Genomic DNA, 21,641 nt, shown 5'->3' on the forward strand with positions numbered 1-21,641 from the left:
AACGGTTGCCAAACTCTAAAATAAATTGTATTATAAGGGTGTGAATTACTTCACAAACACAAATACCCCTTTGTTGAACGTGAAAATTTCTCCCATCCCCTTGATGTAAAAATATTACATCAAAAAAATGACCTAGCGAAAGCTAGGTCTTTTTTTATATCTTAAACAACATATTGATAATAAATTTGATCTTTTTGAACAATCTTCTTAACTTTTCTACGTAGGATTAATTTTTTTAATTCTAACTCCATACATTGAGTAGATTGTTCGTAAATCATACATAATTCTTTAATCGTAACAAATGGTTGGAATTTAATAAATTCGGCTAAATCAGGTAGTTCTCGTTTTTCTAACTTTGTATTCGTCATTAATTCTAATATTTTTACATAAGTCTGATAGCTTTCAAAACCAGAAACTTTCAAACCTTCTTCTTCAATATTTTCATTAAAAAATACAACACTTGGAATTTCAGTTACATGCATTTCTTTCGTAACTTTAATATCACATTGCAAAGCTTTAATAGAGTGGGTACTGTGTAAATCTTCCATAAACTCTTTTACATCAATATTTATATCTTTAGCACATTCGATAAGAACATCTTGATCTGTAATGTCTAAATCCTTCAAGAAATAATATTCTTGTAACTTCTTTAAGTAGCTAACGCCAGCTACTCTACCTTGAAGCTCAGCTGCCTTTAATGCAATTGCAGAGTAGTATGGGTAGAGTTCTTTATTATCAATCCATAAGTGATCGTCGCAAAGGATATCCGATCTGCTAGCTGTCTTCTCCCATACGAATGCAAGCTGAGAAGGTCGTTTTTCTAATAGTTTTTTTGTTGTGTAATATCGACTAACTGGAATATAAGTAGATGAAAAATATTGGCCATATTCTAAGTGAAACTTTTTTAAAATTGTACTAAAATCCCAACAATTTCTACAAAGTGGATCTATGAATACATACAATTCAATCGATTTTTTTGTACAATTCTGCTCGGGAAGCTTGATTGATTCATTTTTATATTGTTTGTCATTCATATATTTCACCCTTAATGCAATTCATAAGTCCGTACTATAACAGACTTGAAAATTAATTTGTAAGATATAACACGTTTATTCTCTAATGGTATTGTAGCAACGGATAGTTAATATTTCAAATATGATGCACTATTTTTCATTAATCTATTAATATTTACTTATTTCAATTGAGTATTGTGATAAAAAGGGTGGTGCCGCAGGAGTCTGAGCGAATTGTAAAATAAATTTTTGAAATGGAACCGAGGAAAAAGTCTGGTCTGCAAATAAGGATGAGAGAAGTGCAAATAAGAAGTTTATCTGTGCAAATATATGAGGAATCGTTGTAATAAAAATTTGAACTGCAAATAAATTTCCAAAATCGTAAATAAAAATGTCAGAACTGCAAATAAAATTTAGAGAATCACAAATAAAAATAACAATACTGCAATTAGCAATTAAAGCCTGAGGAATTGCAAATAAGAGAAATTAATACCCATACCGGCTAAGGCATAATGACAAAAAATTGGACAAAAGTAGTTATTTTCAATTGGCAAACTAGGAAAGCAGCTTTAACTTTAATTAATCGGTTAAAAAGTTGAGCGAAATCTGCTATCTTTCAATAAAAAGATTGATAATATCAGTTACATACTAAAAAACGCCGAAATATACCCTTTAGGTTTCTCCGGCGTTTGAAAATAATGCTGCTCATATGTCAGTTAGCTTGATTTCCTTGCTTAACATTAAAAAAGCGTCTAATTTTATTTAATGTTTTACGGTGAGGAATTTGAAGGTTCTCTAACAGATTGATAAACTGTTGTTTACCAATGTTCTCGTCCGAAACTTCGAATTCTAACTCATAATCCTCGTGATTTAAATATGTACTATGGTCTAAAACTAAGAGTCCATTTTCATATGGAAATTCTGCTCTGTTTGTTGTTAAGTCACCTATTAATACTAGGGCATCTAAGTTTAATTTTACTTCGTTGATATAATCTTTTACTTCTCCATCTGGAATAGCGTATGTTTTTAGCATAGTTGATGCTTCAGTTTCACTAATTTTTTGATTAATTTCTAAATGTCCGACTGTTTGTTTTATTTTTAAAGTTAAAGTATATGAAGTTAGTGACTTTTTTCGTATTCTTAGAGCTCCGCCATGTTCTTTAATTGTAAAATCAGGTGTCTCAAAATAATAATTAGTTTGTGATTGGAAACTTGACTCGTTAACTTGGAAATACGATTTAAGCTTTTCAAATTCCTCTTTTGTTAATAAGTTCTTAAATTCAATTTCAATTTCTTTAGCCATAATTGACTCCTTATTTTTAGTATAATTTTTGTGATTGAATGTGCTAGTCTTCGTCTATTTTCTATTTGATATGTTACAATAGAAATGGTCAAATTTAAATAAAATACATACATTAAAAAGGTTGAGGTTTTAGTGATGAGAAAAATGCTTGAAATAAATGGAATAAATATAAATGAAGATGGCTTAATCCTGTTAATCGACGATACAAAAATGAATTTAGAACAGTGTCATGAAATAGGAACAATGATTGCAGATTCAGACCAAGGTTCACTATTGTATATATTAGAAGAAAATGAAGAATTTGTATATGTTACAGTGCCTTACAAGCATTGGTCGGACTTGAAAAAAGCAAATGATCAAAATTTAAACGTATTTTTAAAGGTCGCTGAAAAGAGTCTTTCACTAAATAATTGGAATGAAGAGTTAACTTATTTAATCCAAAATGTTGAAGGAAATTTTAACTATGGAGAAGAATTTGTTAAGCAAGTTCAAAGTGCATTTTTAGAAGAGAAGTAAGTTGGTGGTGATTGGATGAATGGTCAATGGGAAAGTTTTTTAGCACCTTATGAACAAGCAGTAAGTGAATTGAAAATAAAGTTAAAAGGGATTAGAAAACAGTTTGAAGAAACTAATCAGCATTCCCCAATTGAGTTTGTAACTGGGAGAGTTAAGCCTATTCACAGTATTGTTAATAAGACAATAAGAAAAGGAATTCCTTTAGCAAATTTAGAAACTGAATTACAGGATATTGCCGGTCTTAGAATGATGTGCCAATTTGTAGAGGATATTAAAAATGTAGTGGAGCTTCTTCGTAAACGTAAAGATTTTACAATTGTCGAAGAGCGAGATTATATTACAAATAAAAAGAATAGTGGGTATCGTTCCTATCATGTAGTTGTTGAATATCCAGTCCAAACAATTGAAGGTGAACGAAAAGTTTTAGTTGAAATTCAAATAAGAACTCTTGCGATGAATTTTTGGGCAACAATAGAGCATTCTTTAAATTATAAGTATAAAGGGAAATATCCTGAAAATATTCATGAACGATTACAAAGAGCAGCTGAAGCAGCGTTTCTATTAGATGAAGAAATGTCCCTTATTAGAGGAGAGATTCAAGAGGCGCAAGCAGAGTTTTCGAAAAAAAACGACCAATAGGAAAGGGCGAGAAAATGAAATTCGTAATTATGTCTAAGGGCGATCAAGAGTCCAATGAACTGACGAAACGAATGAGAGATTATTTAGAGAGTTTTAATTTTAAATTTGATGAAGAAGAGCCTGAAATTGCTATATCTGTAGGTGGTGACGGAACCTTACTTCATGCTTTTCATAATTACACTCATCTTCTCGATAAAGTATCTTTCGTAGGGGTTCATACTGGGCATTTAGGGTTTTATGCTGATTGGGTACCAAGTGAGGTAGAAAAGCTTGTTATTGCAATTGCGAAGACTCCATTTCAAGTAGTTGAATATCCTTTATTGGAAGTAATCATCCGTTATAAGGATGGAAGAAAAGAAATGCAAACATTAGCTTTAAATGAATGTACGATCAAAGGTCTTGAAGGTACATTAGTGATTGATGTTGAAATAAAAGGTCAGCATTTTGAGACATTTAGAGGTGATGGTCTTTGTATTTCTACACCTTCAGGTAGTACAGCTTATAATAAAGCACTTGGTGGAGCAATTATTCATCCATCAATTGAAGCGATTCAAATTGCTGAGATGGCTTCAATTAATAATCGAGTTTTTCGTACGATTGGTTCACCTCTTGTTTTACCTAAACATCACACTTGCTTACTTAAACCTGTAAGAAACGCAAATTTTCAAATTACATTAGATCATAAAACAATCGTACATCAAGATGTTAAATCGATTCAATGTCGAGTAGCTCATGAAAAAGTACGTTTTGCACGTTTTAGACCTTTTCCATTTTGGAAACGTGTTGTTGATTCTTTTGTTAAATAAAATGGTGAAGAATATGAAGCAATTTAGTTTATCATGGGAAGTAAAAAAAGAGCATAATGGAATTTTACTTAGAGAGTTTCTTAAATTAAAGGAGCTCTCTAAACGTGCTCTCACAGATATTAAATTTCAAGGTGGAAAAATTACAATAAACGGTGAAGAAAAAACTGTCCGCACGATGTTAAAAGAATTAGATCTTGTACAAATCTATTTTCCAATTGAGAAACCAAGTGAGGATCTTATAGCAGAAGATATTCCTTTTGAAATTGTTTATGAAGATGATGCTGTAATAGTCATCAATAAACCTTTTGGAATACCAAGTATACCTTCTAGAGAGCATCCTAATGGTACTCTTGCAAATGGATTATTATTTTATTATCAAACAATCGGGCTCCAATCGACCATCCATATTGTAACTCGATTAGACAAAGACACTTCGGGATTAATGTTAATTGCTAAAAATCGTTATATTCATTATTTGTTTTCGAAAAATGAATTAGAAAATGTAAAAAGAAAATATTTAGCAATTGTTCATGGGGAAATGAAGAATACAGAAGGTGTAATACGAGCAAAGATTGCAAGGAAAAGTGATAGTATTATCGAGAGAATTGTTTCTGAAGAGGGACAAGAAGCTATCACACATTATAAAGTCCTTTTAGTAAATAAGGACAACTCAGTTGTTGAATTAGAATTAGAAACAGGACGAACACATCAAATCCGGGTTCATATGTCTTCGATTGGACATCCACTAATCGGGGATGACTTATATGGGGGGAATACTGATCGATTAAAAAGGCAGGCGTTGCATAGTTATCAATTGTCATTTGTTCATCCAATTGATCATACGGAAAAAAACTTTGAAATCGCTTTATCTGCTGATTTAGAGAGATTATTGAAATCGTAAATGTCAAGTAATAAATTTGTCTAAATTTTGTATAAATTATTGACAATATATGAATAATAGATTATTTTTAGTATGTAGTGTTTCTCCATGGGGATGGAAGAGACTAATATATTAAGCTGATAAGTGAGCGCTTACATTATCAGCAAAAAAGTAGGTTCCGATCAGAAACCTACTTTTTTTGTATCTTTTTTCCTAAACTCTGCTTTCTGTTTCTTCGTAAAAACTAAATTTTTCTTCAATGTATGGCATGGAAGATTGTACTTGGGTATATTTATGCTCTGGATACGAAAAGGCTGTTAGTTTACCACCAAAGACAGCGCCAGTATCAATATTAATTGTATTATTTAATTCTCTTGGTTCCTTTATTGGCGTATGACCATAAACAATTAATGCTTTACCTTTATACTCTTTAGCCCAATCTTTTCTTACAGGCATCCCATTTGGAAGCACTTCTCCATTTATATCTCCATATAAAACGAATGTTTTAACATTATTTGAATGCTTACCGATCATATCCTCACGTATACCAGCATGACTAACAACTAATTTTCCATTGTCTAAAACATTATAAAGTGGGGAGCCTTCATATAGTTTTTTAAACGATGCCAGGTAATGGCTCCTCTCTTTACCACTAATTGATTCTAATTCAGCAACTGTTGTTTCAAGTCCATGTTGAATTTTTACATTGCGACCAAGAAAATAACGATAAAGTTTATTACAATGATTCCCTGGTGAATAATGTGCTTTCTTATGCTTCATCACAAGTTCATATACTACTTTTATAACTGCAAGTGAATTAGGTCCGCGATCCGTTAAATCACCAACAAAAACTAACTTTCGATTTTCAGGGTGAACAGGAATATGATTATCCCATGAATAACCAAGTTTTTTAGTTAGTTCAACAAATTCATCATAACAACCATGAATATCGCCTATAATATCGTATTTCATCCTATCAATCCTTTTAGTCTGTTATTTCAACTAGTCTTAATCGTAGTATGCCCCAAAAAAACAGTGTAAAAGAATTTTCCAAAAAGAGTATTGCTAATATAAAAAAAGAAGGGGTAAAGATCTTCATTAGATCTTACCCCTTCTTTTTTGTATTTCTATTCTATCAGTCAAACATATACTTATTTGTTCTTGATCTTACATTAAGGATGAATCCAATTGCTAGAAGATTGGTTGCTAGAGAACTTCCTCCGTAACTAACGAATGGTAGAGTAATCCCTGTAATCGGTAATAGACCGATCGTCATACCAATATTTTGGAAAATCTGGAAAGTAAACATTCCGACTACACCAGCACAAATATAGCTACCAAATTTGTCGTTACTTTCTAAAGCAATATGAATCATTCGATAGATTAATAAGAAGAATAATGAAATGACTACACTTGCTCCTATGAACCCGTATTGTTCGCAGATTACTGTGAAAATAAAATCTGTATGTGGTTCAGGGAAGTATGCTTCACCGTTATGGAACCCTTTACCTGTAAGCAAACCAGAACCAGCTGCCATTAATGCCTGAGTAAGCTGATAACCTTGCGAAGGGTATTCATACGGTGCTAACCAACCGTAAAAACGATTTAACTGGTATTCCTCAAGCACGTGCGATGTGAAAAATTCAAAATGATAAAAATATAGATAAACCATGAAAGCACCAAGGCCAATCGTTAATATAACAAGTCCAAGAATATAGCGCCAACGAATTCCAGAAATTAAGATCATTGTCGCGATAATTGCACACATAACCATTGTATTTCCTAAGTCAGGCTCTTTCGCAATCAGTAGTAGAGGAGGCAATGCAATACCGAATATTTTACCTAAAAGTAAAATATCTTCTCTCTTTCCACGGACAGAGTACATTTCATTATGTCTTGAAATAATCGTTCCTAAAATAATGATCATAAAAATCTTCATTAATTCAGATGGTTGGAAGTTACCAATACCAGGTAATGTGTACCATGCTGTTGCACCTTTGATGGTTTTAGCACCTGGAATATGCAGTTCTAATCCAAGTAGTAGGAGTAGTCCAAAACCATACATATACCAAATAACATTTTTATATCGATCAAAATCAATAATCATAATAAAGGCAATACCAACAAGTCCAATGATATACCATTTAATTTGTTGTCCAGCGAAATTGATGTTTCTTAGATTTGCAGGAAGGCTTGGCATTGCACTAGTAATTGCAAGATAACTTACAGCGGCAATACAAAAAAGGATAAAAAGTAATTTGAAATCAATTTGAAAGGGAGATGTACGGTCTTCCTTCATGTCCTCACCTCTCTATAGTAAGTTTTATTAGTATGCTTTTAAATAGGCACTTTTAATGTACGACAATCATCATTATAATTTATTTTTGTCCTTAAAGGAATTCAAAACTATAAACTCTTTTTAAATAAACTATTATATTTATATTTTTCACTTTAAAATATAAATTGGCAGATAGGAATAGTACTCGACGTGGTAGCCAATTCTAGGAACAAAGTATAAGTGCAACTACGCCTCTGACTTCGCCTAAAAGGCTCGTCAGTCGACGAGTTTTCTTTATGTGTATAAAGCTATATATAACTTTACTATTTTCAATTCATCGTATTTGTGCTACTATTTTAGTATCTAGTACTAATAACTAATAATAAAGGAGATGAATGATTTGATTTCATTGCAAGGAAAATCTTTTGTTGTTATGGGTGTTGCAAACTTCCGTAGTATTGCTTGGGGAATTGCACAATCATTACATAGCGCGGGAGCAAATTTAATTTTTACATATGCAAATGAAAGATTAGAAAAAGGTGTTCGTGAATTAGCTGACTCACTTGAAAATCCAAACAATCTTTTAGTTCAATGTGATGTAACTAGTGATGAAGATTTAGCAAAATGCTTTGCTTCAATTAAAGAGCAAGTAGGCACAATTCATGGTGTAGCACACTGTATCGCTTTTGCTAATAAAGAGGACTTAAAAGGTGATTTTGTAGACACAAGCCGTGATGGATACTTATTATCACAAAACATTAGTGCTTACTCTTTAGTAGGTGTAGCTCGTGAAGCAAAACCATTAATGGTTGAAGGCGGAAGCATTGTTACTCTAACTTACTTAGGTGGAGAGCGTGTAATGCAAAACTACAACCTAATGGGTGTATCTAAAGCAGCTCTAGAAGCTTCTGTACGCTATTTAGCAAACGATTTAGGGAAAGATAATATTCGCGTTAACTCAATCTCTGCAGGACCAATCCGTACGCTTTCTGCAAAAGGAGTAGGCGACTTTAATACAATCTTAAAAGAAATCGAAGAAAAAGCACCGTTACGTAGAAACGTAACACAAGAAGAGGTAGGAGATTCTGCTTTATTCTTATTTAGTGACTTAGCAAGAGGTATTACTGGAGAAAACATTCATGTTGATTCAGGATACCATATAATGGGATAAGAAGAGTAAGAAAAATAGAAGTCGAAATGGCTTCTATTTTTTTTTCGTGTTTTTAAGTAAACATACTTTAAATAAGGTTCATGAGTAAGTAAGACAGCTAGCAGACGAAAATAACTTACTCATAAGGGGTGCATGAGTAAGTAAAACAACGAGAAGTTGAAAAAAAACTACTCTTAATGGGTTCATGAGTAAGTAAGGCAGCCAGAAGATGACAAAATAACTCACAAAAGGTTCATGAGTAAGTACAGAGTAATAAAAAAAAGTGCCTTCTTATGATGATCATAACTAGGCACTTTTTTATTGTAAATGTGGCATTTTAATTTTATTAATTCTTACGGAATAAAAATTGATTTTAAGTGACGAAGACCTACTAATTTGCTTTCTCCTCTAGATGTAGTCAACTCTATGAAATTTGAGTCAATCGAACTCAACTTACCTATATATTCGTAATTTTCTCCACTGTTCATTACGACTAATTCACCAATCAACTTATTTAATTGAACGTCTAACGTGCGCGCTAGAGGGATATTAGAAGGATTAACAGGTAATAAATTATGACTTAACATATAAGGGGTTTTTTCTGTGAGATACGGGGTTAACCACTTTAAATGCTGGAGGGATATATACATGATTTTATAGATCGGTGAATAGAATACAAAGTAATTATTCATGATCGTTGTAATAAAGCCATGAAAAGAACGATTATTTGAGAGGTTAATTTCTACAAAAATCCCTTTGGCAGCAGTTAATACTTTACGTAAAGATAACTCATCTTTTTCGTGTTCTAATTCTTGGAGGGAAGGAACAACACCAAAGGATTCTTCGAGTATACTTTCACTAAGATTATGAATATGAAGTAGTGGAATATAAAGAAAATTTTCACCATTGAAAACAACTAATAAATCATTTCCAACTTCAATTAAGATTCCATCAACATTACTGTTACCGGATATTTCAATTGTAACTTGTTTGTTGAGAAAATTTTTGAAACTTGCCATGATTTTCTCCTTTCTTAAAAAGATAAATCATTATTATTCAGACATGTTCATTTCTGAAAAAGGATTTTCAATTTTATTAATTTGGGCATATCGATAGGATGATAGTTTGTCTAAATAAAATCAATCATTTCACTTAAAGGTTGGCAAAGTAGATAGTGCCTGTCTTATATGAATGAAAAAAGATTATAAAGTTTGAAAATTTTATAGTTGGATCAGTTAGTTCATAGCAGCATACTTCCAATGATTTATTGATTACCACTCAAAATTAAGTATAGTTTCAAATTACTTATAATGGGTTTACATAATTAGAATGGCATCGAGGGTCAAAGTTTTATAAAAAAAGGGTCGTTTTATTTCATAAAACGACCTTTCTAAACATTATTTTCTTCTTCTTAATGTTTGGCTTGTCGTATTACTTCTTTCGTAAACTTCAAATTTTTCTCCGAAACTTACACTTTTTACATGATAAGTAGCAATATACACTAGTTCATCGTTAAAAGAAATTTCTACATAATCATGGTTTGCATCAAGAAGAATGCCTTCAACTTTGTCGTGGCCACCGCGATTAATTTTTACCCATTGTCTAACTTGAGAATTTAATAAGTCTACAAAACTCTCGTTTGGTAATAATTCAATCGTATTGTACATTTCATCATAAGATAATTTACCTTTTGCAAATGAAGTTACGCTTTTAATATGAGTATAAGGGAAGTAAATTACACCTTCAGCCTCTGTAAAAAGAGCAATATGTGTTCCAAATGCACCAATTAATAAACCTTCTTTAGATTCATGACCTCCTCGACCAATTCTAACTCCTTTACCTACGAATACTGAGAATAACTCTTTATTCACTTTTTCATCGCTCCTTGTTTTTTCTGTGCGGTTACAATGTATTTATATGTGCCCTGTCAATTGTTTGTACTAGGATATTTGTCCAATTTCTATGATTATGTTCAAAATTGGTCAAGTGTTTATAGGCAATTATTTCGTATTTCGATTAAACTTGTAGGTTACTTGATTGAGAAAAAAGTAACATTATAAATATTGTTTGTTCATATAATTTATGAGAGCACACTTACGAGGGAGGAACAACAATGGCAAGAAAAGAGTCTAAAGAGGGTGTAAAGCCATTATTATATATTGCGCAGCCAGATTTCCAAGAAGCCAAGTTGAACGTACAACACTCATATGTGGTCAAAGTAAATAATCAGGATCAAAAACAAAAGGATAAAGAATATGTAGCTTCTAAATACGCGGAAGTGGAAGAAATAAAGGAATTAGAAGAAGTAGAAGAAGAAGAAGTAGAAGAAGTAGAAGATGTTGTGAATTTAGATGAACAAGAAGAGCAAAAAGAAGAGCAACAAGAAGAACAAGTCGAAGCAGACAATGCTTGGATGAAAAAACCATTTAAAGCTATGACGAATGAAGAAAAAGTTTTATTTATGATAAATAAACCCCATTATATCCCAAAAGTTGAGTGCCGAATTCGAACAGATAAAGATTTATATATTGGCTATATTATGGGTTACAACGAAGGAAAGGTTTCAATTAAAGTTTCTTCAAAAATTAATGACGTTCAATTGGATATTCAAAGTATTGTAAGTATTCAAATGGTAGGTATTTAAGGCGTTAAAAAGGTGGTAGATACATGATCTACCACCCATAGTTTTTTAGTTTACATTAAACTTACAGATTTGAAACGTGTACGTCACGTAAGCATTGGATCGCACAGAAGCAATCTAAGTCAACAGTTACACAAGTGTTTGAAGCAACAAACATGTCACCGTCTACTAATTCACAGAAAGTGTTTTGGTTGTTTTTGTTGTTGTCTTTGCCATTATTTACAGGGACTAATGCTCTTAACACTGCACAGCAATCATCGTCTACACTTTCAACACGGAAAACAACTGTATCTTGGCAATTGTTAACTTGAGCGTTTTTGTTTTGGTTTTGATTGCCGTCTTGATTTTGATTAGCTTGAGCCATGACTGCCATCATATTATTATTAAATGCTGGTACTCTAAATAATTCACCGTTTGCTAAATACAATAGGAAAGGGCGAGTATTTGCAAGTGGTACATTAGGGTTAGCACCTAAGAATGGAACGTCACAACCTGTTGGGCAAGTGTGTGTTGCGCAATCTTGTAGATCATTTATGAATTTTACAACGTCACATACACAATGGTTTCTTTTTTTGTCGTGGTTGTCTTTGCAACTCATCATTTTCACTCCTTATCACTTTAGATGGATATTACATTACTATGATATTAAGCAGGCGAAAAACGGTTACTGAAGATTTTTGCTTTTTTAGATAAATGGGCTTAGGAGCAAAGTAGTACAGTTAAAGCAGGTAATACAAAGAAGAGCGTAGATCTGAATAGGGGAATAAGGAGAGTAAAAAAGAAAAGGGGAGGAGAAGGGTTGGAAGGGATTAGAGGAGCATAAATGTAGGGTAAGGAAGTGAGATTATTTACCCCTTGCATCCAGATCCCTTGTCCTTCGTACTTAACATGGATATAAGTTGGTTGTTGCTATTCATCTTAATTTTGGCAAGCTTTCGATTGACTCGTTTAGTTGTTCACGATAAGATAACAGCTTTTCTAAGAAGACCTTTTATTGATGAAATAACGCTTGAAGAGAATGGGATGCCAGTTACTTATACAAAGATTAAAGGAAGTGGAATTCAATATTTTTTTGGTGAGTTATTAAGTTGTACTTGGTGTAGTGGAATTTGGTGTACAGCGTTTTTACTATTAATATATGTGTTCTTCCCACATGTGGGAGAGTTCATCATCATTTTATTAGCTATTGCAGGGGCAGCTGGCGTAATAGAAACGATTGTTAATAGACTGAATTCGTAATTTTAGGTAGAACGATTGAAAATTCCTTTCATATACTATTTTGAATAGACTTATATAGGAGGGAAGATATGTATAATCAAGGTCAAGGTCAAATGACTCCTTATCAATGGCAACAACTCCAACAACAACAACAGTACCAAATGCAACAACAACAAATGCAGCAACAAATAAATCAAGCGAATTATAACCCATATTATCAAGGCGCTCCGGCCGGCTATGAGAAAAAATCAGGTTGTGGCTGTAGCAGTAGAACAACTAGACGATAAATGATAAAAAGGTGAGCATATTTGCTCACCTTTATTTTTGTCCAATATTTAAAATTAGGTAGTTCAATCTCATTTCTTATTAATAAAACGTCGAATTAATCTTGAAGAATTAGCTTTTTTCCCTCTTCTTTTTTGAAGAATCGATAAGTATAATAGCTTTCTAGCTCTTGTACATGCCACATAAAGAAGGCGACGTTCTTCTTCTAGTTGATCTAAGTTACCATTTTTCAAAGATTCTAAAGCATAATCATGAGGGAATCCTCCGTCTACAACACCTAGAATATAGACATAATCATACTCTAATCCCTTTGAACGGTGAGCTGTTAAAAGCGAAATATTACCTTGTGATGACTGATTTTTTTTCTGCTTATATTCCTTAAATTTAGCAGAAATATGAAATGCGTGTTCAACAAACTCTCGAATTGATTTGAAGTTTTTGCTTACGACCTTTAAATCTCTTAAATCATCAGAAGGTCGTTCGATTTTATTAGATTCATTTCCACGTTTTTTAATATAGTCCATAAATGCTGGACTTTCTTCAATTCGCTCAATTGCTTCTAAAGGAGATGCATGTTTTAAATAACGTAAAATCTTGATCAGGTTTTCAATTTTTTTAATTTGAAATGGTGCTGCACTTTTAATAGTGGTGAATGCTTCTAAGAAAGATAGATTTTGCAAAACACTATTCATTTTTGCATCTTGAAATGCTTGTTGTTTTAGGAAAAAAACAGGTAATATTTCTTTTAATGCTGCTTGGTGGTCCTCATCTCCTATTAAAAGTAAGAAAGAGATCATTTTTCGAATAATCGGTCGATCATAAAATGAGTCACCATCTTGATCGATTGTAAAAGGTAAGCTTGTTCCAATTAATCGCTCAAAAACAGCCCTTGATGCAGTATTAGTGCGATATAAAATTGCAAATTGTCCTGGATTTGCTCCGTTATTTATTTTTTCTTTCATATCATTAATAATCATCGTTGCTTCTTCTTCTTCATCGTAAGGAAAGAAGAAAGAAGGTACTTGATCGTAGTCATATTGAGCATGCATTGATTTTACAAAACGGTTTTTATTAGGCTTAATGACTTCGTTTGCCAATGATACAATCCCGTGTGTGGAACGATAATTTTCACTTAAATGATAAATTGTAGATCCTTGGAAATGTTCTTTAAAGTCCAAGATAAACCTAGGGTCACTTCCTCTAAAAGCATAGATTGACTGGTCATCATCACCAACAGCCGTAATATTTTCTGTATGTTGAAAAAGGATTTTTAAAATATTGAATTGGATTTTATTAATATCTTGAAACTCATCCACTAATAAACATTTAAATCGATTTTGATAATGTAAGAGTATTTCATTATTTTCATTTAACATTTCAAAGCAACCGAGTAACATATCGTCAAAATCAAATTGCCCATTTTGCTTTTTCAATGATTCATAGCCTTCATAAAGAGAAGCGACCTGTTCTTCCCAAACATCTTTTGACCTGATCTCATGGGGATAAACACAAGAGTTCTTCCATAAGCCGATTTGTTGAATAGCTTGGTCATATGCAAATGACTTTTCATCAATTTCAAGTCGTCGACCAATTTGCTTTAACATAATCTCCTTTTGAAAATCCGATTTAATTAAACGGCTTGAATCCCATTTTGCACGGTCAAATCGTAAAAGCATTTTATAAAAAATACTATGAAAGGTACCAATTTCCATCTGTTGGATAGGGTAACCTAGACCTTTCATTCTTTCTTTCATTTCTGCAGATGCTTTAGACGTGAATGTTACGAGCATCATTTCATGAGGAAGTATACCGCTATTCATTAAGTGCATTGCTCGAGTTGTAATGACTCGTGTTTTACCACTGCCGGCTCCAGCAAGTACAAGTAATGGTGAACCGATATGTGTAACAGCGTTCCATTGTTGGGAATCTAATGAGATGTGATTGATCACAAATTCATCCGTTTTATGTTCATTTTTTTTATATGGTGGAATATTGTAAAAAGGTAGTCTGTTAATAAATTCATTTTCATCTGTTTTTTCGATTGTAGCTGTATTTGAGATCGAACGCTTAGTAGGTAGTTTAATAATACGATCGTTAGTATTTTCGGTAGTAGAATGATTATTTTCAAATCTAGCAACAATTTCTTGCTCCAACTCTACGTTATGATTCATACATGCTAGATTTTGCTCTTTGTTTATATGATAAAAATGAGGAATATCATAAATAGTTAAAGTGAAACTTAATTTTTGATGGCAATTAACACATTTAACTTCCCCGCGAATACTGGCTTGATATATTTCCTCATATCTTGATCGAGGGAATTCTGGTAAATAGATTGATTGATTTTGATAGTTTGCAATTTTCATTATTTTCCCCCTTAAAATTAAAGCAGACTCATCTATGTTACCAAAAAGATTTGTGTACGAAAAGTGAATTTTAATGGGAAAATAGTATCTTTTCATATGGATCGAACTAGATACATTAGTAAGACTGTTGTTTGTTACATAGCCCCGTGTATAGTTTTTTAAATCCCCATGAAAAAACTATGATTCAATTGAATCATAGTTTTAAGTGTGTTTAATTTAATTTTAGTTTCATTTCTGCATGTGGAATGCCAGCTTCAAAGAATATTTCGGAAGAGATTTTATAACCTAATTTTTCATAAAAAGGAATGGCAGATTCTTGTGCGTGTAAGACTAATTGATCTAAACCTTTTTCCTTTGCAGTGTTATGAATTAAATACATAATTTCATTTCCAATTTTTTTTCCTCGATAGCTACTTAACACACAGATTCGCTGAACTTTTCCAGTCGATTCGATTAATCTAAGTCGACCTGCAGCAATCGGTTGGTCTCCATCGTATGAAACAAAATGTATACATTCTTCGTCAAGGCCATCAAACTCTAATTCTCTTGAAATTTGTTGTTCCTCTACAAAAACTTCTACTCGTACTTTAAGAGCGTCTTGTATACTTGCGTCTATTGCTGCAACTATTGTGCGAATGCTCATTTTTTAGCTCCTAATTTAAATGTTTCATACACTTCCCAAGCACCGTTTTCTAATTGGTAAACTAATTTAAAGTTATCTACTACTTCATTGTAACTAAATTGAATCATACGTAACTGGCCTAGAATATCAGCAAATTCAGCATCTTGTAATTGCTGACCAATTGTAATATGCGGTACGAATGCATAATCTTTTATTTCTGGGAAAGTGCCAGTGTGCATTTTTTCATGAAGCTCTTTTAATGCTTCAACAGGTGTAACTTTTAAATAAATGACATTATTAACTGGTGCAAAAGAACTTACCTTATTAATTTCCAATTCAAATGGTTCAATTTGACTCGCAATTTCATTTAATTGTGAAATAATATTTGGAAGTTGATCTTCACTTAATTCGAATCCACTTCTTACTGTTACATGAGGAGAGATTAACGTATAAGCTGGATCAAAACGTTTTCTATACTCATTAGCCTTATCTTGAACGAAATTAGATGGGAAAATAACAACGCCACATTTCATAAAAATTACCTCCTGTTTACAATACTGTATATTTTAATTTGAAAAAATTAACGAAAGAAAAATAACTAATTTTAATTATACCAAATTTTTTGAAAATCGCTAAGTTTCACGAATTATTTTGCTAAACTAATTTTTAATACCTCTTCAAGTTGCTTTTCCCAGTTTGTCCAAGTATGGTCCCCTTCATATTCTGCATAATGTAATTCTACAGGGAATTTAGCTAAAATATCTTTTAACTGTAAACCGCCATTGACAAAATTAACCCATTGCTTACTTGGTGTGAAAACATTTTCTTCTTGTTTTCCAACAGTTTGAACAATAGAAAGAATTGAACTTAATTTTGTATTCTCTAAAAATTCTATCACATCATCGTTCACAAAAGGGGATTGCATAATGACTTGTCCGAAAGTATTTGGATATGTAAATGCAGCTTGTAATGAAACAGTACCACCTAATGAATCGCCGATTAATGTTCTGCTATGGGCTAATCCAAGTAAAGGTAAATGATCATCTAAATATGGAAGTAATTCTTCAGCTAAAAAACGAATATAATTTTTTTGTCCCACTTGAGAAGGGTGGTATAGCTTAAAGCGCTCCTCTGGTGAAGAATATGGAATTCCTACAATGATTGTAGGTTGAATTGAACCTTCTTTTGTTAATTTTTCAATTACTCGATGAACTTTTCCTAAATTAAAATAGTCTTGTCCATCTTGAGCAATTAATAAGTGATGTTTTATTAACGGAGTGTACATGCTTGAATAGTATATTGTAAATGTAATTTCTTTTTTAATGTGTTCACTATATAGTGTATGTTCTTCTCTAGTACCATTTGTTTGAATCATAAAATGTCTCCTCTTCTTTTCCCTAGGATGATATAATTAGATGTTACTTCATACAAAAAATTTAGAAAAGTAAAATGTATTAAACGCTTACAAAAATAAGTCTAAAAGAGGTGAAACATGAGTAAAAAACAACCTAATGCAATGATGTCTTTATTAATTTTGTCCATTATTGCAATTTCAACTTCAGCTATATTAGCTAAATGGACGAAAGCTTCCCCATCTGTTTTAAGCATGTATCGCCTCTGGTTTACATGTATATGGATGTTACCATTTGTATTGAAGCGAAAAAATGAGTTAAAAGCTTTAAAAAAATCGCATTATAAATCTTTTGCTTTAGGTGGATTAATGTTAGCTGTCCATTTTATTTTATGGTATGGTTCATTAGTTTTCACTTCAGTGGCGAGCTCAACTATTATATTAGCTCTTCAGCCATTAGTTGCAATGATTCTTGGATTCTTTGTATTTAAAGAGCGAACGTCTATGCAATCTAAAATATGTATGATTATCGCGATTATTGGTGTATGTCTAATAGGATTCGGTGATATCGGGTTAAGTATGTCAGCGTTTAAAGGTGATATACTTTCATTTTTAAGTGTAATTGCTGCAGTACTCTATCTAATGGTTGGACAAACAACCGTAAAAAATACATCCCATTGGGTGTATAGTTTCTGGGTATTCGCATTTTCAGCTGCATTTTTAACAATCTATAATATCGTAACGATGGATAATTTCTTTGATTACCAATCAAAAGATTGGATCATTTTTATTGCATCTGCCATTATTCCTTCATTAGCGCATATTATAAATAACTATTTATTAAATTACGTAAATGCTACGACAATATCAATGAGTATACTTGGGGAACCAGTTGGTGCATCAATTTTAGCTGTTTTCCTTCTTCACGAAATGTTATCATCATTTCAGTTAATTGGAGGTACGATCGTCATTGTGAGTGTATTCTTGTACTTATATCAACAACAAAAAGAAGTGTCATCAATACAAGTCAAAACAGATAATTCTTCATCAGCTTAGATCAACCAATTAAATTAATAATTATTTAAAAAGACTTTCAAATCTTTCATACGGTTTGAAAGTTTTTTTGTTTTTTAACTAAAAATAGGTAGAATAGATAATAGTGATTAGAAAAATATTCCATAAATTTTTATCCAGCCGATTAAAGGAGAAAAGAGCTACATATGAAAAAGAAGAAGAAAAAAGCCAAAAATCCTCTCCATTACATATTTATTTCTTATATCATCATTACATTTTTATTTTCATTCTTATACTATCTCCCATTTACGAGAATTTCGAATATAAGTTATATAGATAGTTTATTCGTTTCAACGAGTGCGATCAGTGTGACTGGGTTAACAACAGTAAACTTAGTTGAGACCTTTAATGTGTGGGGAAAAATACTATTAATGATCCAAATGGAAATTGGTGCAATCGGAATTGTTGTATTTATTAGTTATGGTTTTATGATCCTCGGTATTCGGATTACGATTTCAAATTTACTAGTCGTATCGAAGGATCAAAATCAAAGTAGTATTAAATCAATAAAAAGATTAAGTTTATCAGTTTTATATACATCATTATTTTTTCAATTTATCGGTGGACTCTTTTTTTATAGTCAATTTAGAGGGAAATATGACACTGTATTAGAAACTTTATTAGTTACAGCTTTCCATTCAATTGCAAGTTTTTCAAACACAGGTTTTGATTTATTTGGAAATAGTTTAATTTCATTTCAAAAAAATAATTTAGTCTTAATAGTAACAGCAGCGCTAATTTTTATAGGTGGATTAGGATATCCGACTATTATGGAGTACATCTATAAATACAACAAGAAAAAATCCTTATTTACAAGGATTAATATGCGTCTGCATTTTTCGTTTATGATACTTGGTACAATTGTATTTTGGCTTTTAGAAAGAGGCCATGCGTTTAAACATTTAAATTTTTTTGATCAACTAACAAATTCATTTTTTTTATCAGTAACGAGTCGAAATGGTGGATATGCACCTCTTGATATTGCAGAACTCACATTGCCTGCAATCTTAATACTTTTAGTGCTGATGTATATTGGTGGAGCTTCATCGAGTGCAGCAGGCGGGATTCGGTTAACAACAGTATCGGTCTTAGCTGCAAAAATGTTTTCAGTCATTAAGTCACAGGACGATACAATTATTTTTAGAACAAGTGTAAAGAAAGAGGTTGTTGACCGTGCATTTGTTATTGCGATGAGCTTTATCCTATTAATCACAGCTGCAACGTTCATGATTTCGATTTTTGAACCGTTTCAGTTAGATTTAATTTTACTAGAGGCCATATCGGCAATTACAAATACCGGATTATCATTAGGGATTACAACAAATATCCATAGTGTATCAAAAATAATATTAATTTTACTAATGTTTATTGGAAGAATTGGAATCTTCACGCTGATTTATTTCGTACTACGTGTAGATAATCAAAAATTAAAATATGTTGAAAAAGACTTAGCAGTTGGGTAAGGAGGAGAGTGTATATGCCAAAGCAATATTTAGTAATTGGTGCTGGACGTTTTGGGCGTGGAATTGTTAAAGAGTTTGATCGATTAGGCCATGAAGTTGTTGTTTGTGATAAAGAAAAGACGACATTAGAGCAATTAGAAGAGTACACAGAATATGCGGTAATTGGCGATTTGCGTGAAGAGTCTATTTTAGAGGACTTAAATGTAAGTCAATTTGATGCAGTATTTGTTGCGATTGGAACGGATTCTTTAGCCTCAATCTTAATTACGAGAAGATTGAAAGAGAGAAAAGTTAAAAGAATTATTTGTAAAGCAAATAATCGTGAAGTTGGTGGGATTTTAGAAAGCATTGGAGCGGATTTAGTTATTTATCCTGAAGAGGAAGCAGGACATAAAGCGGCAAGAATGGAAGCGATGAGTGGCATAATCGAATACATTGAAATTACAAAGAACGTTGCAGGCGTTGAAACGGTCATTCCTGAAAAATTGGTTGGTAAAACACTAAGAGAAATGAGTTTTTCGATGAAATATGGCATAACTGTTGTCCTAATCATCCGTGACGGTGAGCCGATGGTATCGCAAATTGGAGATGTAGTTTTTCAAAGTGGGGATTTAATTTTTATTGTAGGAGAAAAATCAAAAATAGAATTGTTTAAAAAGAAAGTTGGATAAATATAATAGGGCTCAATTACAACAACCTATTTGGAACGTTTAAACGTTATAGTTGAATATACTAATCCTAAATGACTAATCAAGGATTGGTGTTTTATAATGAGCCAAGTTATGGAAGTTATTGGGGCATGGGTAAATGCAATTGGAACAATCAGTTCAGCAATTAGTAGTACACCCATGAGAGGATTAAAAGGAGAAAACCGAAAAAGATGGGAAGATACAAGTTTTCATCTAGATTTTGGTGGAAATACCTTTCAAGCGATTGGAAATATAATAGAAGCTTTTTTAGGCGAGCCTAGTGTAATAGAAGATGCAGGTGAAATTATCCAAGCCTCAGGTAATGTTACTGTATTATTTAGTTTATTAGCTGCAGAAGCAGAGGAAGAAAAAGTAGAAGAAGAAAAAGATGCAGATCGAGCGATAAAGTTAAATATGACAGGAAATGCCCAACAAGCTTTTGGAGGATTAATCGCAGCCCTTGAAGAAGTAAGTTCAGAGGATTTTGATGTATCTGGTTTTATGGGGAACTTTTTACAAGCGATTGGAAATACATTACAAGTATTAGCTGGTATGGTAGAGCTAGAAATAGAGGATTTAAAAGATTATTTAGAAGAAACCGGTCAAGTAGAACAACCTAGCGATTTATCAGATGGAGTCATATTTGACGTACTTCAAGAATATCATGGCAGTGCGCCTTACTCTGAGACTAGTGATCTATCAGATGGAATTATTTTTGATGAAGTACAAGAATATACCGGAAGATTTCCAGAAGATGGTACGGTAGAACTTACAAATGAAATTGAAGATCATAATGAAAACATCCTATCAACCGAATCTTCTAATGAAGAAATATTGAATGAAATAGAATATCTTTTTGGTAGAATACCAGATTACGAACCGATTGAAACACAAGATGAATCAATTTCAAGTCAACATGATGAATCAATTTCTAGCGAACAAGACGTTCCTAGTGATTTGTCAGATGGGATCATTTTTGATGTACTCCAACAATATGACGAAGAAACTGAAACAAACCCATTAGTGAAGGAATACGAAGAATTAGCATTACTATTAAAATATAGCGGAAGTTGGATTCAAGCTGGCGGTTCAATCGTATCCGTGTACTCTGAACAAAAAGAGTTATTTAAGTCGAATGCTGAACAAAAAGAGAAAGAGAAACAAGAACTAGAAGAGAACAAAAACCCTAGAAAAAGAAATAAAAAATCGGTGGAAAATAAGGTCGAATCAAATCAAGTGAAAAGCAAAACTTCGGAATATACAGAGATAAAGAAAAAGAGCTAACAAAAATAAGCTTTAGTATGGATGTTAGTTCTAGATACATAGAACATAGAATAAAGCCATTCA

General features: G+C 32.3%; 23 protein-coding genes. 12 read left to right on the top strand and 11 right to left on the bottom strand.

The window, feature by feature from the left end:
- Nucleotides 1-161: 161 nt before the first annotated feature.
- Together V5E38_RS02970 and V5E38_RS02975 are read right to left on the bottom strand one after the other, a co-directional pair.
- Nucleotides 162-1,034 (bottom strand): DsbA family protein, encoded by an 873-nt coding sequence (locus tag V5E38_RS02970; RefSeq protein ID WP_335480614.1) that lies wholly within the window; start codon nucleotides 1,032-1,034, stop codon nucleotides 162-164.
- A 691-nt stretch (nucleotides 1,035-1,725) separates the two neighbouring features.
- Nucleotides 1,726-2,316 carry a CYTH domain-containing protein gene (locus V5E38_RS02975; RefSeq protein ID WP_499212147.1) on the bottom strand — a complete coding sequence of 197 codons (591 nt, stop codon included), beginning with the start codon at nucleotides 2,314-2,316 and terminating at the stop codon, nucleotides 1,726-1,728.
- A 135-nt stretch (nucleotides 2,317-2,451) separates the two neighbouring features.
- Here V5E38_RS02975 and V5E38_RS02980 point away from each other — a divergent pair, with 135 nt between their 5' ends.
- The 4 genes from V5E38_RS02980 to V5E38_RS02995 are packed head-to-tail and all read left to right on the top strand — an operon-like array spanning nucleotide 2,452 to nucleotide 5,178.
- A complete protein-coding gene (locus tag V5E38_RS02980) occupies nucleotides 2,452-2,832 on the top strand; it encodes a UPF0738 family protein (RefSeq protein ID WP_097973655.1) in 381 nt (126 codons plus the stop codon).
- Nucleotides 2,833-2,847: 15 nt separating this feature from the next.
- A complete protein-coding gene (gene yjbM, locus V5E38_RS02985; protein WP_097973653.1) occupies nucleotides 2,848-3,471 on the top strand; it encodes a GTP diphosphokinase in 624 nt (207 codons plus the stop codon).
- Nucleotides 3,472-3,485: 14 nt separating this feature from the next.
- Nucleotides 3,486-4,277, top strand: coding sequence for an NAD kinase (locus V5E38_RS02990; protein WP_097973651.1), 792 nt, complete (start codon nucleotides 3,486-3,488; stop codon nucleotides 4,275-4,277).
- 13 nt (nucleotides 4,278-4,290) lie between these two features.
- On the top strand, nucleotides 4,291-5,178 hold the full coding sequence (locus tag V5E38_RS02995) for an RluA family pseudouridine synthase (protein ID WP_499212148.1): 888 nt from the start codon (nucleotides 4,291-4,293) through the stop codon (nucleotides 5,176-5,178).
- Between the two features lie 192 nt (nucleotides 5,179-5,370).
- On the opposite strand, the gene prpE is transcribed toward V5E38_RS02995, so the two are convergent.
- On the bottom strand, nucleotides 5,371-6,129 hold the full coding sequence (gene prpE, locus V5E38_RS03000; RefSeq protein ID WP_499212149.1) for a bis(5'-nucleosyl)-tetraphosphatase PrpE: 759 nt from the start codon (nucleotides 6,127-6,129) through the stop codon (nucleotides 5,371-5,373).
- A gap of 163 nt (nucleotides 6,130-6,292) precedes the next feature.
- Entirely contained in the window at nucleotides 6,293-7,456 is a 1,164-nt protein-coding gene (locus V5E38_RS03005) for an FtsW/RodA/SpoVE family cell cycle protein (protein WP_499212150.1), read from the bottom strand.
- Nucleotides 7,457-7,826: 370 nt separating this feature from the next.
- On the opposite strand from V5E38_RS03005, the gene fabI reads away from it, so the two are divergent.
- Entirely contained in the window at nucleotides 7,827-8,606 is a 780-nt protein-coding gene (gene fabI, locus V5E38_RS03010; RefSeq protein ID WP_499212151.1) for an enoyl-ACP reductase FabI, read from the top strand.
- A 332-nt stretch (nucleotides 8,607-8,938) separates the two neighbouring features.
- Here fabI and V5E38_RS03015 read toward each other — a convergent pair whose 3' ends face one another.
- Nucleotides 8,939-9,604: a YwrJ family protein gene (locus tag V5E38_RS03015; protein ID WP_097973645.1), complete on the bottom strand. Its 666-nt coding sequence runs from the start codon at nucleotides 9,602-9,604 to the stop codon at nucleotides 8,939-8,941.
- 378 nt (nucleotides 9,605-9,982) lie between these two features.
- Nucleotides 9,983-10,456 carry a spore coat protein gene (locus V5E38_RS03020; RefSeq protein ID WP_248266691.1) on the bottom strand — a complete coding sequence of 158 codons (474 nt, stop codon included), beginning with the start codon at nucleotides 10,454-10,456 and terminating at the stop codon, nucleotides 9,983-9,985.
- 563 nt (nucleotides 10,457-11,019) lie between these two features.
- On the opposite strand from V5E38_RS03020, the gene V5E38_RS03025 reads away from it, so the two are divergent.
- Entirely contained in the window at nucleotides 11,020-11,229 is a 210-nt protein-coding gene (locus tag V5E38_RS03025) for a CotO family spore coat protein (protein WP_499213500.1), read from the top strand.
- 61 nt (nucleotides 11,230-11,290) lie between these two features.
- Here the strand turns inward: V5E38_RS03025 and V5E38_RS03030 are convergent, their stop codons facing one another.
- On the bottom strand, nucleotides 11,291-11,824 hold the full coding sequence (locus V5E38_RS03030; RefSeq protein WP_499212152.1) for a CotY/CotZ family spore coat protein: 534 nt from the start codon (nucleotides 11,822-11,824) through the stop codon (nucleotides 11,291-11,293).
- A gap of 290 nt (nucleotides 11,825-12,114) precedes the next feature.
- Between V5E38_RS03030 and V5E38_RS03035 the strand changes: the two genes are divergently transcribed.
- Nucleotides 12,115-12,465: a DUF1360 domain-containing protein gene (locus V5E38_RS03035; protein WP_056474236.1), complete on the top strand. Its 351-nt coding sequence runs from the start codon at nucleotides 12,115-12,117 to the stop codon at nucleotides 12,463-12,465.
- Between the two features lie 68 nt (nucleotides 12,466-12,533).
- On the top strand, nucleotides 12,534-12,731 hold the full coding sequence (locus V5E38_RS03040) for a hypothetical protein (protein ID WP_499212153.1): 198 nt from the start codon (nucleotides 12,534-12,536) through the stop codon (nucleotides 12,729-12,731).
- A gap of 69 nt (nucleotides 12,732-12,800) precedes the next feature.
- On the opposite strand, the gene V5E38_RS03045 is transcribed toward V5E38_RS03040, so the two are convergent.
- The 4 genes from V5E38_RS03045 to V5E38_RS03060 all read right to left on the bottom strand — a co-directional run bounded on the left by V5E38_RS03045 (nucleotide 12,801) and on the right by V5E38_RS03060 (nucleotide 17,092).
- Nucleotides 12,801-15,095, bottom strand: coding sequence for an ATP-dependent helicase (locus V5E38_RS03045; protein WP_499212154.1), 2,295 nt, complete (start codon nucleotides 15,093-15,095; stop codon nucleotides 12,801-12,803).
- Between the two features lie 211 nt (nucleotides 15,096-15,306).
- Nucleotides 15,307-15,738 (bottom strand): GNAT family N-acetyltransferase, encoded by a 432-nt coding sequence (locus V5E38_RS03050; protein ID WP_499212155.1) that lies wholly within the window; start codon nucleotides 15,736-15,738, stop codon nucleotides 15,307-15,309.
- Entirely contained in the window at nucleotides 15,735-16,250 is a 516-nt protein-coding gene (locus tag V5E38_RS03055; protein ID WP_499212156.1) for a YjcG family protein, read from the bottom strand. The genes V5E38_RS03050 and V5E38_RS03055 overlap by 4 nt, the downstream gene beginning before the upstream one ends.
- A 113-nt stretch (nucleotides 16,251-16,363) precedes the next feature.
- Nucleotides 16,364-17,092 carry an alpha/beta hydrolase gene (locus V5E38_RS03060; protein ID WP_499212157.1) on the bottom strand — a complete coding sequence of 243 codons (729 nt, stop codon included), beginning with the start codon at nucleotides 17,090-17,092 and terminating at the stop codon, nucleotides 16,364-16,366.
- Between the two features lie 117 nt (nucleotides 17,093-17,209).
- Between V5E38_RS03060 and V5E38_RS03065 the strand changes: the two genes are divergently transcribed.
- From V5E38_RS03065 to V5E38_RS03080, 4 genes are all read left to right on the top strand, one after another.
- On the top strand, nucleotides 17,210-18,124 hold the full coding sequence (locus tag V5E38_RS03065) for a DMT family transporter (protein WP_387323673.1): 915 nt from the start codon (nucleotides 17,210-17,212) through the stop codon (nucleotides 18,122-18,124).
- Nucleotides 18,125-18,288: 164 nt separating this feature from the next.
- The gene (locus V5E38_RS03070) at nucleotides 18,289-19,605 is read left to right on the top strand and encodes a TrkH family potassium uptake protein (RefSeq protein ID WP_499212158.1); all 1,317 of its coding nucleotides are present in this window, start codon (nucleotides 18,289-18,291) and stop codon (nucleotides 19,603-19,605) included.
- 14 nt (nucleotides 19,606-19,619) lie between these two features.
- Nucleotides 19,620-20,276, top strand: a complete 657-nt coding sequence (locus V5E38_RS03075; RefSeq protein WP_499212159.1) for a potassium channel family protein — start codon at nucleotides 19,620-19,622, stop codon at nucleotides 20,274-20,276.
- 99 nt (nucleotides 20,277-20,375) lie between these two features.
- On the top strand, nucleotides 20,376-21,578 hold the full coding sequence (locus V5E38_RS03080) for a DUF6944 family repetitive protein (protein ID WP_499212160.1): 1,203 nt from the start codon (nucleotides 20,376-20,378) through the stop codon (nucleotides 21,576-21,578).
- The last annotated feature ends 63 nt before the right edge of the window (nucleotides 21,579-21,641 follow it).

Source organism: Rossellomorea sp. GAMAL-10_SWC (assembly GCF_049568075.1).
Taxonomy (GTDB): Bacteria; Bacillota; Bacilli; order Bacillales; family Bacillaceae_G; genus Gottfriedia.